Source organism: Blautia sp. MCC270, from assembly GCF_018785605.1.
Classification (GTDB): Bacteria; Bacillota; Clostridia; order Lachnospirales; family Lachnospiraceae; genus Blautia_A; species Blautia_A fusiformis.
In genome coordinates this window covers 54,679-68,030 of the sequence record NZ_WQQD01000103.1, presented here as the reverse complement: position 1 = coordinate 68,030, position 13,352 = coordinate 54,679, and the positions used below count along the sequence as shown (strand labels likewise).

10 protein-coding genes are annotated in these 13,352 nt (G+C 45.6%); 4 read left to right on the top strand and 6 right to left on the bottom strand.

The window, feature by feature from the left end; all coding sequences use genetic code 11:
* Positions 1 to 207: 207 nt before the first annotated feature.
* Both GPK58_RS12990 and GPK58_RS12985 read left to right on the top strand, forming a co-directional pair.
* Positions 208 to 612 (top strand): Fur family transcriptional regulator, encoded by a 405-nt coding sequence (locus GPK58_RS12990; RefSeq protein ID WP_015526389.1) that lies wholly within the window; start codon positions 208 to 210, stop codon positions 610 to 612.
* 107 nt (positions 613 to 719) lie between these two features.
* Complete coding sequence (locus GPK58_RS12985) at positions 720 to 1,265, top strand: NADH peroxidase (RefSeq protein WP_015526390.1); 546 nt, start codon at positions 720 to 722, stop codon at positions 1,263 to 1,265.
* A 59-nt stretch (positions 1,266 to 1,324) separates the two neighbouring features.
* Here GPK58_RS12985 and GPK58_RS12980 read toward each other — a convergent pair whose 3' ends face one another.
* Together GPK58_RS12980 and GPK58_RS12975 are read right to left on the bottom strand one after the other, a co-directional pair.
* Positions 1,325 to 1,984, bottom strand: coding sequence for a hypothetical protein (locus GPK58_RS12980; RefSeq protein WP_215638771.1), 660 nt, complete (start codon positions 1,982 to 1,984; stop codon positions 1,325 to 1,327).
* Between the two features lie 70 nt (positions 1,985 to 2,054).
* Positions 2,055 to 2,621 (bottom strand): HD domain-containing protein, encoded by a 567-nt coding sequence (locus GPK58_RS12975; protein WP_215638770.1) that lies wholly within the window; start codon positions 2,619 to 2,621, stop codon positions 2,055 to 2,057.
* A gap of 263 nt (positions 2,622 to 2,884) precedes the next feature.
* On the opposite strand from GPK58_RS12975, the gene GPK58_RS12970 reads away from it, so the two are divergent.
* Entirely contained in the window at positions 2,885 to 3,379 is a 495-nt protein-coding gene (locus GPK58_RS12970; RefSeq protein ID WP_015526396.1) for an HD domain-containing protein, read from the top strand.
* A 99-nt stretch (positions 3,380 to 3,478) separates the two neighbouring features.
* On the opposite strand, the gene GPK58_RS12965 is transcribed toward GPK58_RS12970, so the two are convergent.
* Together GPK58_RS12965 and ileS are read right to left on the bottom strand one after the other, a co-directional pair.
* Complete coding sequence (locus GPK58_RS12965) at positions 3,479 to 5,941, bottom strand: glycogen/starch/alpha-glucan phosphorylase (protein ID WP_021650270.1); 2,463 nt, start codon at positions 5,939 to 5,941, stop codon at positions 3,479 to 3,481.
* Positions 5,941 to 9,105: an isoleucine--tRNA ligase gene (gene ileS, locus GPK58_RS12960; RefSeq protein ID WP_215638774.1), complete on the bottom strand. Its 3,165-nt coding sequence runs from the start codon at positions 9,103 to 9,105 to the stop codon at positions 5,941 to 5,943. The genes GPK58_RS12965 and ileS overlap by 1 nt, the downstream gene beginning before the upstream one ends.
* Before the next feature lie 791 nt (positions 9,106 to 9,896).
* On the opposite strand from ileS, the gene GPK58_RS12955 reads away from it, so the two are divergent.
* Entirely contained in the window at positions 9,897 to 11,186 is a 1,290-nt protein-coding gene (locus GPK58_RS12955; RefSeq protein ID WP_215638769.1) for a D-alanyl-D-alanine carboxypeptidase family protein, read from the top strand.
* Here GPK58_RS12955 and GPK58_RS12950 read toward each other — a convergent pair.
* Positions 11,163 to 12,119, bottom strand: coding sequence for a 3'-5' exonuclease (locus GPK58_RS12950; RefSeq protein WP_021650273.1), 957 nt, complete (start codon positions 12,117 to 12,119; stop codon positions 11,163 to 11,165). The genes GPK58_RS12955 and GPK58_RS12950 overlap by 24 nt on opposite strands.
* Positions 12,120 to 12,189: 70 nt before the next feature.
* Complete coding sequence (locus tag GPK58_RS12945) at positions 12,190 to 13,152, bottom strand: nucleoside hydrolase (RefSeq protein ID WP_015526400.1); 963 nt, start codon at positions 13,150 to 13,152, stop codon at positions 12,190 to 12,192.
* Positions 13,153 to 13,352 lie beyond the last annotated feature (200 nt).

Below are 13,352 nucleotides of genomic sequence, written 5' to 3'. Positions count from 1 at the left end.
CCAGTTCTCACCATTTAACCGAATCAAGTAAGTCCTCTGCAGGGTTGCAAATATCTCCTACACCTGCAGCGTAAAAATACTCATTTACATCCAACTCATAAAATGAAAATATTTCAAGATAATCATATCCAAACCTCTTGACAAACCTCCCTCTGTCATGTATTATAATATCAGTAATAATTACTATTACTGATAGGAGGAAACATTATGGCAGCACTTAAATACAGCCGTCAGCGAGAGTCCATCAAGGAATTTCTGAGATCCAGAACAGATCATCCAACGGCAGATACAGTATACGAGAATCTTCGACAGATCTACCCGAACATCAGTCTCGGAACTGTCTACCGTAATCTTTCTCTTCTCAGTGACATCGGTGAGATCCGGAAGCTGACCAATTTCGGAAGCGCGGATCGCTACGATGGAAGGGTCGCACCACACTCACATTTCATGTGTACCAGATGCAACCGGGTGATCGATATGCAGTCAGACAGCCTTAACGGAATTCTTGAACAGGCAGCTGCAGAATTTATCCACGGAAAAGTCTTTGACGTAGATGCAAGCTTCTATGGAATCTGCAAGGAATGCCTGAAAAAAGAAGAAAAACAAGCTTGACAAAACAAAGATCACATGATATTATAAAATAGTAATAATTACTATTATTAATTCAGAAGAAACAAAAACAAACAATATATTTCAAAAAAGAAAAGGAGATCATTACTATGGCTAAATGGGTATGTACAGTATGTGGATATGTTTATGAAGGCGAGCAGGCACCGGAAGCCTGTCCAGTATGTAAAGCACCAGCTTCTAAATTCCAGAAACAGGAAGGCGAGCTCTCATGGGCAGCTGAGCACGTTGTAGGTGTAGCTAAAGGCGTTAGCGAGGACATCCTTGCAGACCTGAGAGCGAACTTCGAGGGCGAGTGCTCTGAGGTTGGTATGTATCTTGCAATGGCTAGAGTTGCTCACAGAGAAGGATATCCGGAAGTTGGTATGTACTATGAGAAAGCAGCTTACGAGGAAGCAGAGCATGCAGCTAAATTCGCAGAGCTCCTTGGTGAGGTTGTAACAGACAGCACAGAGAAGAACCTTCAGATGCGTGTAGAGGCTGAAAACGGCGCTACAGCAGGTAAATTCGACCTTGCAAAACGTGCGAAAGCAGCTGACCTTGACGCAATCCATGACACAGTACATGAGATGGCTAAGGATGAGGCAAGACACGGAAAAGCATTCGCTGGTCTGCTTAAGAGATATTTCGGTAAATAATAACCCAAACACAAGCACGAAAAAAGGAACCGGTCTCCCGGTTCCTTTTTTCATCATCTCTACATCCAATATCCATCCAGATATACCGATGATACATAATTTTTGCTGGTATTCTTATACAATATCTGCAGATAATGTTCTCCATCCAAAATGACTGTGCTTCCATTTTTGATCTTTCTCTGTCTTCCGGTTCCGTGTTCACTGTAATATATTGCAACTATCTTGTAGCCCTTCTTTGCAGTGATACATACTTTTGCCTTTCTGGGATAACCTTTTGCAACCGGGACCATGGTCTTTTTATCAAAGGATTTTTTATAATCTTTTCTTCCGAATTTGCACACGTTTAACGGATTTGAATAATTATGTACCGTAACTTTAGATTTGAAAGAATATGTTTTTCCATTCTTTCTTTTTACTTTGAAGGATATGATAGAAGTTCCTGTTTTTTTTGCCTTCAGCGTAAGGGTATAATCATCCAGAAACGGCATTTTTTTTACTGATACCACACTGGTATTACTGGATTTCAGTCCCAGAACTTTGTCGGATCTGACGGAGTTTATGATTCCATATCCGATTTCCTCACCTTTCATAAGAGCAACAGACTTAGTAAATTTGAGTGTACCCGCCGCCTGCGCTGTGACCGGTGCTACTGCAAGATCTGTCACGATAAATGTAAGTGCCAGAAATAACACCAATAATCTCTTTACTGCTTTTTTCATTACTTTTTCCCCCTTTTATAAGCATTTTGGACTTATTCCATACATATTAGTATACAAGAGTTATTCATATTCAACAACCTTTTTTCTGAATTTTCTGTACACTATCTTCCCGAACCTTTGCGCGAAGCTCTGTCAGATATTCTGAGAATTTCACCTGTTCATTTCCGTAGGTCATCTGCAGATCATATTCCAGCGGAATCCAGGTTTTAATATCAGATTCATTGTGCTGGATCAGGGCTTCCAGCTTGTCCAGCGCTTTATAGATCCTGGCCTCCAGAGTCTGCTGCTCTTCCATTTCCTGATAGAGTTCTGACATTTCTTTATTGAACGGCTCCGGCAGAGTCTTCACCCATTCTCCCAGCGCATCGGCTTCTTTCTCCGAATCCTTAACCGTTTTTTCAAAGGCTGGGATATCACCGGTAAAAGCTTCTCCCAGATCATGGATCAGGCACATTTTCATAATTTTCAGAAGATCTGCCTCAGGAAACTCATCACTGACAAAATATGCCATCAACGTGATCCTCCAGGAATGCTCTGCAACGCTCTCCCGCCTACCACCGGAAGTATAACTATGACGCACTGCATCCTTTAACCGCTCTGCAACAGAAAGTACTTCGATCAGTTTTTCTGGTTTCATATATATTACGCTCCTCTTCTTTTTATTATGTCAACCATCTAAATCAGCTATTATAAAACCGCTATAGCGTTTTCACTTTACTATACCATAATTTCCCAAAGAACAGACCCCCAAAAAACATTCTCCTTACTTCTGCGCGCTGACATTTCCCATCCCAAATAAATTTGTCCAAGCTAATTTCTAAAAAAACTATAAACCATATTGCATTTTTCTCCATAATCGTCATAATGAAATTATAAACAAAAGAAAGAAGGTGATTGCCGATGGATATCACGGTGTCGGATGAGGTCTCACAGGAATATCATGCGCTTGTGAAGAACATCCTCTGTAACAGAGAGTTCCTGAAGCTGAGCCTGTACACCCACCACCAGTGGACCACACGGCTCATGCACAGTATCAATGTTTCTTACCTCTCCTGGTTCATTGCCAGGAAGCTGGGATGTGACGAGAAAGCCGCCGCAAGGGCAGGGCTTCTCCACGATTTCTGTCCCTATGACTTCAGGGCGAAGACACCGACCGGTGAGCATCAGGCGTTTTATCACCCGAAGGCTGCCGCAGACAACAGTGCCGCACACTTTGATGTCACAGACAGAGAGCTGGATGCGATACTCTCACATATGTTCCCTCTGGGACCTCTTCCACGCAACAGGGAAGCCTGGATCATCAGCTTTGCCGATAAAGCCTGCGCCATCGCGGAAGGCTGCCATATCGCCATTGCACTGGCCAGGCGGAACCGGATCGTCATCAATCCGGCATAATTTCCACACAAAAAACAGGGCCGTCGCCACTTCTGACGCGCCCTGTTTTTGTGTGGAAATTTATTTTATGGTAATACTTTGCAGATTACTTTCTATATCTTAGTTCTCTTTCACAACAACCTTATCCAAATGCCAGATATCATCTACATACTCCTGGATAGTTCTGTCGGATGTGAACTTACCGCTGCATGCTGTATTGAGAAGTGCCATCTTAGCCCAGCGTTTCTCATCCTTATATGCTTCCTCAACACGCTTCTGTGCCTCTGCATAGGAACGGAAGTCGCCAAGGATGAAGTACTGGTCAGGTCTCGGCATGTTGCGTTTGTCGAGAAGTGAATTGTAGATATCACGGAACATCTCTGTATCGCTGGAGAAGGTTCCGTTGATCAGCTGCATCAGTACCTGACGGATCTCCGGATCTGTGTTGTAGATGAAGTCCGGATCGTAACCGCCGTTGTTCTCATAGTTGATGATCTGGTCGGAGCTCATACCGAAGATAAATGCATTCTCCTCGCCAACCTCCTGTACGATCTCAACGTTAGCACCATCCATGGTTCCAAGTGTCGGAGCACCGTTCAGCATGAATTTCATGTTACCTGTACCGGAAGCCTCTTTACTTGCTGTGGAGATCTGTTCGGAAACATCTGCTGCCGCAAAAATGATCTCAGCGTTGGATACACGGTAGTTCTCGATGAATACAACCTTCAGCTTGCCGTTGATGGAAGCATCATTGTTTACAACATCTGCCACACAGTTAATCAGCTTGATGATCTTCTTTGCACGTGCGTAAGCTGCGGAAGCTTTTGCACCAAAGATAAATGTTCTTGGATAGAAATCCATCTCCGGATGTGCCTTGATCTGGTTGTACAGATAGATCACATGCAGGATGTTAAGAAGCTGACGTTTGTACTCATGAAGTCTCTTAACCTGGATATCGAAGATAGAGTGCGGGTCAACCTCAACACCATTGTGCTCCAGGATATATTTTGCAAGACGCTCTTTGTTCTTGAACTTGATGGTCATGAACTCCTGAAGAGCCTTCTCATCGTCTGCGTAAACTTTAAGCTTGGAAAGCTGGGAAAGATCTGTGATCCAGTCCGGTCCAATCTTGTCTGTTACCCAGTCAGCCAGAAGCGGGTTTCCATGAGCAAGGAAACGTCTCTGTGTGATACCGTTTGTTTTATTGTTGAACTTCTCAGGCATCATCTCATAGAAATCCTTCAGCTCCTGATTCTTGAGGATCTCGGTATGAAGGCGTGCAACACCGTTTACAGAGTAGCCTGCAACGATCGCAAGGTGAGCCATCTTAACCTGTCCGTCATAGATGATCGCCATCTTCTTGATCTTCTCGAAGTTTCCAGGATATTTCTGCTGGATCTCAAGAATGAAACGACGGTTGATCTCCTCGATGATCTGGTATACACGCGGAAGCAGTCTGGAGAACAGCTCGATCGGCCATTTCTCAAGTGCCTCGGACATGATGGTGTGGTTGGTGTAAGCACAGCATTTTGTTGTGATATCCCATGCCTGATCCCAGCCAAGACCTTCCTCATCGATAAGAATGCGCATCAACTCTGCAACTGCAACTGTCGGATGAGTATCATTCATCTGGAATACAACCTTCTCATGAAGCTTGGTAATGTCGTCGTGTGTTTTTTTGTATTTGGCAATCGCTGCCTGAAGGCTGGCAGATACGAAGAAGTACTGCTGTTTCAGACGAAGCTCTTTACCTGCCATATGGTTATCATTCGGATAAAGCACCTCTACGATAGTACGTGCAAGGTTCTCCTGCTCTACTGCGTTGTGATAATCACCCTTGTCAAAAGAGTCAAGGTTGAAGTCTACGATCGGCTCTGCATCCCAGATACGAAGTGTGTTTACAACATCGTTGTTATAACCTGTGATCGGCATATCGTAAGGAACAGCCTTAACTGCCTGATATCCTTCATGGATGAATTTATTCTCGTTCTTCACCGGATCCCACTCAACGCGTACATATCCGCCGAAATGAACCTCTTTTGCATACTCCGGACGACGGAGCTCGAAAGGATAGCCGTTCTTCAGCCAGTTATCCGGTGCCTCTACCTGATAACCGTCACGGATCTCCTGCTTGAACATACCATAACGGTAACGGATTCCGCATCCGTATGCACAGTAGTTCAGAGTTGCAAGAGAATCCAGGAAGCATGCTGCCAGTCTTCCAAGTCCACCGTTTCCAAGAGCCGGATCCGGCTCCTGGTCTTCGATGCAGTTAATGTCAAGTCCAAGCTCCTCAAGAGCCTCCTTAACCTCGCCGTATGCACCAAGGTTGATCAGGTTGTTTCCAAGGGCACGGCCCATAAGGAACTCCATGGACATATAATATACGATCTTCGGGTCCTGTTTTTCATACGCCTTCTGGCTCTTGAGCCAGTTGTCAATGATCACATCCTTCACAGTGTAGCTTACAGCCTGAAAGATCTGCTCCTGTGTAGCCTCTTCCAGTGTTTTTCGATAAAGGAATTTTACGTTTTCTTTTACACTTTTTTTGAATTCCTCTTTCTCAAACTGCTTGTCAATCATTAGTTTTCCTCCTGTACTTTGGATACTCCCAGTGTTACAGCCTCTTTATTGATGTTCCACTCCTTGGTATAACCCTCTGCTTCTCCCAGAATAATGTTTTCTGCCAGTACTTCACGTTTGATCTCATCCTGGTTTGCTTTCATGATATCCATGATCTTATCGTTATCTTTTGCATAGACAATGATCTTGTCCATGACTTCGAAACCAGCCTCTTTACGCATAGTCTGAACCTTGCTGATGATCTCGCGGACAAAGCCCTCCTGGATCAGTTCGGGTGTAAGGTTTGTATCAAGGACAACGGATGTCTCACCGTCTGTCTCTGTCACATAGCCCTCGCTCTGGGCTGTTTCGATCAATAAGTCTTCCTCTGCAAGCTCGACGCTGTTTCCGTCAATGTCAAGAACGAGAACACCATTATCTCTCAGCTCTTTCATTGCTGCGGTTCCGTCGATCTCGGAGAGTGCGGTACGGATGCCGTTCAGAAGCTTGCCGTATTTCGGTCCTACTGTACGAAGCTGCGGCTTGAAGCTGTAGGAAATGAAGGACTCTACATCATCTGCGAATTTCACTTCTTTTACGTTAAGCTCATCTGCGATGATATCTGTGTAGAATTTATCCATAGCTTTCTCAGCTTTTACATACATGGTTCCGATCGGCTGACGGTTCTTGATGTTTGCGGTATTTCTGCATGCACGTCCGAGAACAACGATCTCAAGAAGCTCTTCCATGTTTGCCTCAAGATCCTTGTCGATCCATGCCTCGTTTACCTCCGGGTAATCGCAGAGATGGATACTCTCCGGAGCGTCTGCATCAATGCTTCTTACAAGGTTCTGGTAGATATCCTCAGTCATGAACGGGATCATCGGAGCTGCAGCCTTAGCAACTGTTACCAGTGCTGTGTAAAGTGTCATGTAAGCATTGATCTTATCCTGCTCCATGCCCTTTGCCCAGAAACGCTCACGGCTTCTTCTTACATACCAGTTACTCATATCGTCAACAAATTCCTGGAGTGCTCTTGCAGCCTCCGGAATCTTGTAGGAATCAAGATCCGCATCGACAGTCTTCACCATGGTATTCAGCTTGCTAAGCAGCCATTTATCCATAACCGGAAGCTTATCGTAATTTAAAGTATATTTAGTTGCATCAAAATTGTCAATGTTCGCATACAGTACGAAGAATGCGTAGGTGTTCCACAGAGTGCTCATGAACTTTCTCTGTCCCTCTACAACTGCCTTGCCGTGGAAACGGTTCGGAAGCCATGGAGCACTGTTGATGTAAAAATACCAGCGGATCGCATCTGCGCCGTATTTGTTCAGTGCGTCAAACGGATCTACGGCATTTCCCTTGGACTTACTCATCTTCTGTCCGTTCTCATCCTGTACATGTCCCAGAACGATTACATTCTTATACGGAGCCTTGTTGAAAAGCAGTGTGGACTCAGCAAGAAGGGAGTAGAACCATCCTCTTGTCTGGTCAACAGCCTCGGAGATGAAGTCTGCCGGGAACTGCTGCTCGAACAGGTCTTTATTCTCAAATGGATAATGATGCTGTGCAAAAGGCATTGCTCCGGAATCGAACCAGCAGTCGATTACCTCCGGTACACGGTGCATGGTCTTGCCGCAGTCCGGACACTTCATGGTGATATCATCAATGTATGGACGGTGAAGCTCGATGGTCTTTGCACGCTCGTCACCACTCTTCTCATAGAGATCCTGGCGGCTTCCCACGGATTCCATATGTCCGCACTCACACTGCCAGATATTCAGTGGTGTTCCCCAGTAACGGTTTCTGGAAATACCCCAGTCCTGAACATTCTCAAGCCAGTCACCGAAACGTCCCTTACCGATGCTCTCCGGAATCCAGTTGATAGTATTGTTGTTACGGATCAGATCATCCTTTACTGCAGTCATCTTGATGAACCAGGACTCACGTGCATAGTAGATAAGCGGTGTGTCACATCTCCAGCAGTGCGGATAATCATGCTCGAATTTCGGTGCATCAAAAAGCTTGCCCTCTTTGTCAAGGTCTGTGAGGACCATCGGGTCCGCTTTCTTTACGAATACACCTGCATATGGTGTCTCTTTGGTCATGTTACCCTGTCCGTCTACGAACTGTACGAACGGAAGGTCATACTCACGTCCGACACGGCTGTCATCCTCACCAAATGCAGGAGCGATATGAACGATACCGGTACCATCACTCATGGTAACGTAGTTGTCACAGGTTACGAAATGAGCTTTTTTGTGCTGTTTTGCTGCTGCCTCTCCTGCACATGCAAAAAGCGGCTCATATTCTCTGCGCTCAAGGTCTGTTCCTTTATATTTCTCAAGGATCTCATATGCAGGCTCATCATCCTTTGCAAGCTTGCCGAGAACCTTGTCCAGAAGTGCCTCTGCCATGTAGTAGGTATAGCCGTCTGCTGCTTTTACCTTACAGTAGATCTCATCCGGGTTTACACAAAGTGCAACGTTGGATGGAAGTGTCCACGGTGTTGTTGTCCATGCCAAGAAGTATGCGTCCTCACCAACAACCTTGAAACGTACGATCGCAGAGCGCTCTTTAACAGTCTTGTAGCCCTGAGAAACCTCCTGTGCGGAAAGAGGAGTTCCGCAGCGTGGGCAATAAGGAACGATCTTAAAGCCTTTATAAAGAAGACCTTTTTCCCAGATCTCTTTCAGCGCCCACCACTCGGACTCGATGAAATTGTTGTCGTATGTTACATACGGATGCTCCATGTCAGCCCAGAAACCAACGGTAGATGAGAAATCCTCCCACATTCCCTTGTATTTCCATACGCTCTCCTTACACTGCTGAATGAACGGCTCCATTCCGTACTCCTCGATCTGCTCCTTGCCGTCAAGGCCAAGCTTCTTCTCAACCTCAAGCTCAACCGGAAGTCCGTGAGTATCCCATCCTGCTTTTCTCGGAACCATGTACCCCTTCATTGTACGGTATCTCGGGATCATATCCTTGATAACTCGTGTCAGAACGTGTCCGATATGTGGCTTACCATTTGCGGTAGGCGGTCCGTCATAGAATGTGTATGTCTCGCCCTCTTTACGGCTGTCCATACTCTTTTCGAAAATCTTGTTGTCTTTCCAGAATTTCTCGACTTCTTTTTCACGGTCAACAAAATTCAGATTCGTGTCAACTTTACGATACACAATATTTACCTCCTGTGTCTGATTACTGGCTGCTGCCTCATCTGTAAGGCCACAGCGGATTGTTTCTTCACAGATACCTGTTCGTGCCAATGCTTCGGGCACTTATAAAAAAAGACCCCATCCTGTAAAAGGACGAAGTCTGATTCGCTGTACCACCTGTTACATTATACGGGCCTGTGTCCAGATCCCTGCGTCTTCTGCTGTGTTCTTATGCTCTGTGTTATGGCGCGGGCTGTTGTTCCATGTCTGTTCATGGCGGACAATTCTTTGTATCTGCCGATATATGTTCCCTGTAACGGAGGAAATCCGTCAGTTCTTACTTAATGATCATCTGTATATCAGATATTCTTCCGGCTGCTGCCGGACAACTTCGGAACTGAAGCTCAGGAGTGATATTCCGCCATATTTACTCGTCCCGGGCTCCCACCATCCCCAGTTCGCTGCAAGCTTTCCATATGGCCTACTGTCTCCATCACAGCTTTTTCTATATACGCTGTCTATTATAGGTTGGGGAAAATCCATATGTCAAGTGTTTTCATGGATTTTTCTTATTATATGTATGTTCACTTCTTCTTAATGGAATTTTCACAGACTGCAAGTGGTTTTTCCGGGAGGAAAGTGGTATACTACTACAGAATCTTGAGGGCAAAAATACAACGTTTCATTAATACAATGCTATAATTAATGAAATACTGCACCTCATCACAAAACGGGCAAGATTTTTTCGGTTACTGATCCTCAAATGAATAATAACCTTCTCGCCCGGATTTATCACTGAAAGGTATCTTGTTATGAAAAATATGAAAAAACGATCCTTGCGTCGGATCTTTGCAGGCATTCTCGGCATAGGGATCCTGCTCACAGGCGCAGCTCCCTGCGCGGCGGCTGCCTATGGATACGATGAATATGGTGATCCTATCGTCACTGCCACACCGGTTCCTGATGGTCAGGCCGCAGCAGTCACGCCAGCTCACTCCAGCTATTATTCACAGGCTGCCGACACCGATTCCATTGACGGGTGGCCCAAAGGTCCCGGCATCGAAGCACAGGCTGCAGTCCTTATGGACGTAAATACAGAAGCCGTTCTTTATTCCAAAAATGCGGACACACAGCTCTACCCTGCCAGCATCACGAAGATCCTGACTACACTGCTTGCCTGCGAAAATCTGAACGCTAAGACAAACATTACCGTATCTGAAAAAGCTTCCACCAGTGTAACTGCCGGAGATTCCAGTATTTATGCTGCTCCCGGTGAAAAATTCACCAGGGATCAGGCCCTGATGGCTGTCATGCTCCAGTCCGCTAATGAAATGTCTGTCGCCGTTGCGGAAGAAGTTTCCGGCTCTGTAAAGAAATTCACAGAGCTCATGAACTGGCGCGCCAAGCTTTTTGGCTGCAAGAACACACACTTTAACAATCCCAACGGTCTTCCGGATGAGAATCATTACACCACAGCCTCCGACATGGCAAAGATCGCCAAATCCGCCTGGCTGAATCCTCTTTTCCGGCGATACTGCACCAAACGTTATTACGAGATCCCGCCTACCAATAAATTTGCGGAAGCCCGCCAGCTGCTCAATCATCACAAGATGATGAAAAACGGCGAATATTATTATGAAGGCGTCCGTGGCGGAAAAACAGGCTACACGGATGCATCCGGCAACACACTTGTCACCTACTGCAAACGAGGAAATATAACGCTGGTAGCCGTGATCCTGAATTCTACTTCCGCGGCAAATGCTTACAGCGATACCGCTTCTCTTTTTAATTATGGTTTTGAAAATTTTGAAAAGGTGGATATGAAGGTGTCCATGGAGCCAGTCCCGTTTAAGGTACTCCCTTGTGACAAATATATCCTTAAGAATAACGGAAACACCTATCCGTTTTATTATCAGACAAAGGTTTATGTGACTCTTCCAAAAGGTATCAAAAAATCACAGCTTAACAAACGCCAGGCCGTTCTTCAGAATGCTGTCGGCCCACTGCGTCTGAAAAGCAAATATTATTATAAGAAACAAATGGTCGGATGGGGAATGCAATACGAACGAAACATCGTATCAGATCTTCTCCTGACTTCGTAACATTTTCCTGCGGCGGAGAGATTCGTGCTTTTCACGGATCTCATCCGCCGCTTCTGTATCTTCTGCTCTCAGGGTCTTCACCCCGAAATATTTTCCCTCATCGGTTTTTCGGATCCGGATCTTTCCGGCAACAGGTCCATGCTCATGGCAAAGGGCAAGGCTGTAATATACCTTGGAATTGTTGGTACTGAACCAACGGATCTTCCTCTTGGCAGGGCATCTGCAAATGGGACACATGGTACTTACCATGGTGCGGTCCTTCATCAGACGCTCCTTTGATACAAATTCCCTGGACACAAACTTATCATGGTCTGTATAGGAAATATAGATCTCGCTGTCTCTGGATTTTGGATTCTGATATACATCCAGAGACGGATGGCGGATCATGCAAGCTTCATCGATCTCCAGGAGTATCCTGGCAGTATAGCTGGCGTCTGCCAGTGCCCGGTGAAAATCCCGGTTTTTGGGAAGCTGCAGGTAGTCTGTAGCATATTCCAGGGAACGCCTGGATATTCCATCCTCGAATTTTATGCTGAAAAGTTTCTGCACATCGTAGTAATGCACCGGCCCTGGCATCAGCTTCAGAAGATTATAGTATTTCATATTGCGCTGAAGTTCCATCACATCCTGGTCTCCCCAGGTAAAAAAGCGATACTCCTCCCCGCACCATTCCAGAAATCTGCGGATTGCCCTTGGAAAAGGAATGCCTTTTTCCAGTTCATGATAATCCACGTGGATCACTTCGTGGATACTGTCGTGGATCCAGTGGTACACTTTGGGCTTGATCAGGCACTGAAAAGTATCAACGATTTCTCTTTTTTCATTTAATTTTACTGCCCCGATCTCTATGATCTCAAACGGGAGCCGACTATCCGGATGTCTTCTTCCATCCGGATTCTGGTTCCATTCCAGGTCAAATACAATATAGTTCATGGGTTTTCTGTCCTCTTATCTGACTGCTCAGCTGCTTCATAGATGCAGCTGTTTCCGGATCGTTGTCCGGCTATTTCATATTTTTGCATTCGGACACAGAATAAATCGCTTCAAACAGCTCCTGCTGGAAGCTTTCTGTATCTGCATCTGTCAGAATCATATCTTTCATTTCGTCTTCTTCGTGTAGCCACCAGCGGAAATCGCATAATGTGGCACCTCGTCCGGCACCGTCTGAACAATCCACATCCAGGAATACTTTTTCTGTTTTAAAGAACTCCGGATGGATGAGATACATAAACGGTACAGCAGCATGGATACTTGCCACGCAGCGATATTTGGAAAAATTTTCAAGTACGTAGCCAGCCATATCTCCACAGGCTCTGGCTGCCGGATCACCGGACTGGCACAGCTTCATGATCTGGTTTCTGGTGAGATTACATTTCAGGGTAGCATCCAGTCCACACATGATCAGTGGGATTCCGGAATCGAATACGATCTTTGCCGCCTCCGGATCTGCGTAGATGTTGAATTCCGCTGCCGGTGTGATGTTTCCGCCTTTTGCTGCGCCGCCTGTAAAAACAATTTTTCTGATCTTATTCTTTATTTCAGGAAAAACCTTCAACAGAAGTGCAAGATTAGTCATTGGTGCAGTTTCGATCATTACTACCTGCTCGCCCTCCGGAATGGCATTCAGAATGTCACGGATAAAAAGCACTGCATTGTCAGAAGCAGCCTCTGATTTTGCTTCCGGCAGTACGCAATGACCAAGCCCTGTCTCTCCGTGAAATTCTTCCGCATAAATTGCCGCTTTCACAAGAGGACGGTCCTGGCCTCCTGCCACCGGAACCTTCAGTCCGTAAAAATCCACCAGCTCCAGTGCATTTTGGGTCACTCTTTCTATCCTGGTACTTCCTGCAGATGTCGTCACTGCAAGCAGCTCCAGTTCATCCTGATGTGCTGCCGCATATGCCAGTGCGATCCCGTCATCGATTCCGGGGTCACAGTCCATGATAACCTTGATCTTATCTCCCATATATTCACCTCTGTAAAAACTCTTTCCCCACTTTTATAATATTGCCGAATTTCCGCTGTTTACCTGTTCCAAGTATAACAGAGTGAGGAAAGAGTGTAAAGTTAATCAGAATTCGTTACTGTTCACTCCGTTCTCAGCAACACGCTTCGCGGAATATTACCAGTAAACAGTAATCAGAATTCACCTCTGTACTTCAGGCT

Excerpts from the sequence above, each read along its gene's own strand:
- GPK58_RS12990 (WP_015526389.1), top strand. The coding sequence starts at position 208 with ATGGCAGCACTTAAATACAGCCGTCAGCGAGAGTCCATCAAGGAATTT.
- GPK58_RS12985 (WP_015526390.1), top strand. The coding sequence starts at position 720 with ATGGCTAAATGGGTATGTACAGTATGTGGATATGTTTATGAAGGCGAG.
- GPK58_RS12980 (WP_215638771.1), bottom strand. The coding sequence starts at position 1,984 with ATGAAAAAAGCAGTAAAGAGATTATTGGTGTTATTTCTGGCACTTACA.
- GPK58_RS12975 (WP_215638770.1), bottom strand. The coding sequence starts at position 2,621 with ATGAAACCAGAAAAACTGATCGAAGTACTTTCTGTTGCAGAGCGGTTA.
- GPK58_RS12970 (WP_015526396.1), top strand. The coding sequence starts at position 2,885 with ATGGATATCACGGTGTCGGATGAGGTCTCACAGGAATATCATGCGCTT.
- GPK58_RS12965 (WP_021650270.1), bottom strand. The coding sequence starts at position 5,941 with ATGATTGACAAGCAGTTTGAGAAAGAGGAATTCAAAAAAAGTGTAAAA.
- GPK58_RS12955 (WP_215638769.1), top strand. The coding sequence starts at position 9,897 with ATGAAAAATATGAAAAAACGATCCTTGCGTCGGATCTTTGCAGGCATT.
- GPK58_RS12950 (WP_021650273.1), bottom strand. The coding sequence starts at position 12,119 with ATGAACTATATTGTATTTGACCTGGAATGGAACCAGAATCCGGATGGA.
- GPK58_RS12945 (WP_015526400.1), bottom strand. The coding sequence starts at position 13,152 with ATGGGAGATAAGATCAAGGTTATCATGGACTGTGACCCCGGAATCGAT.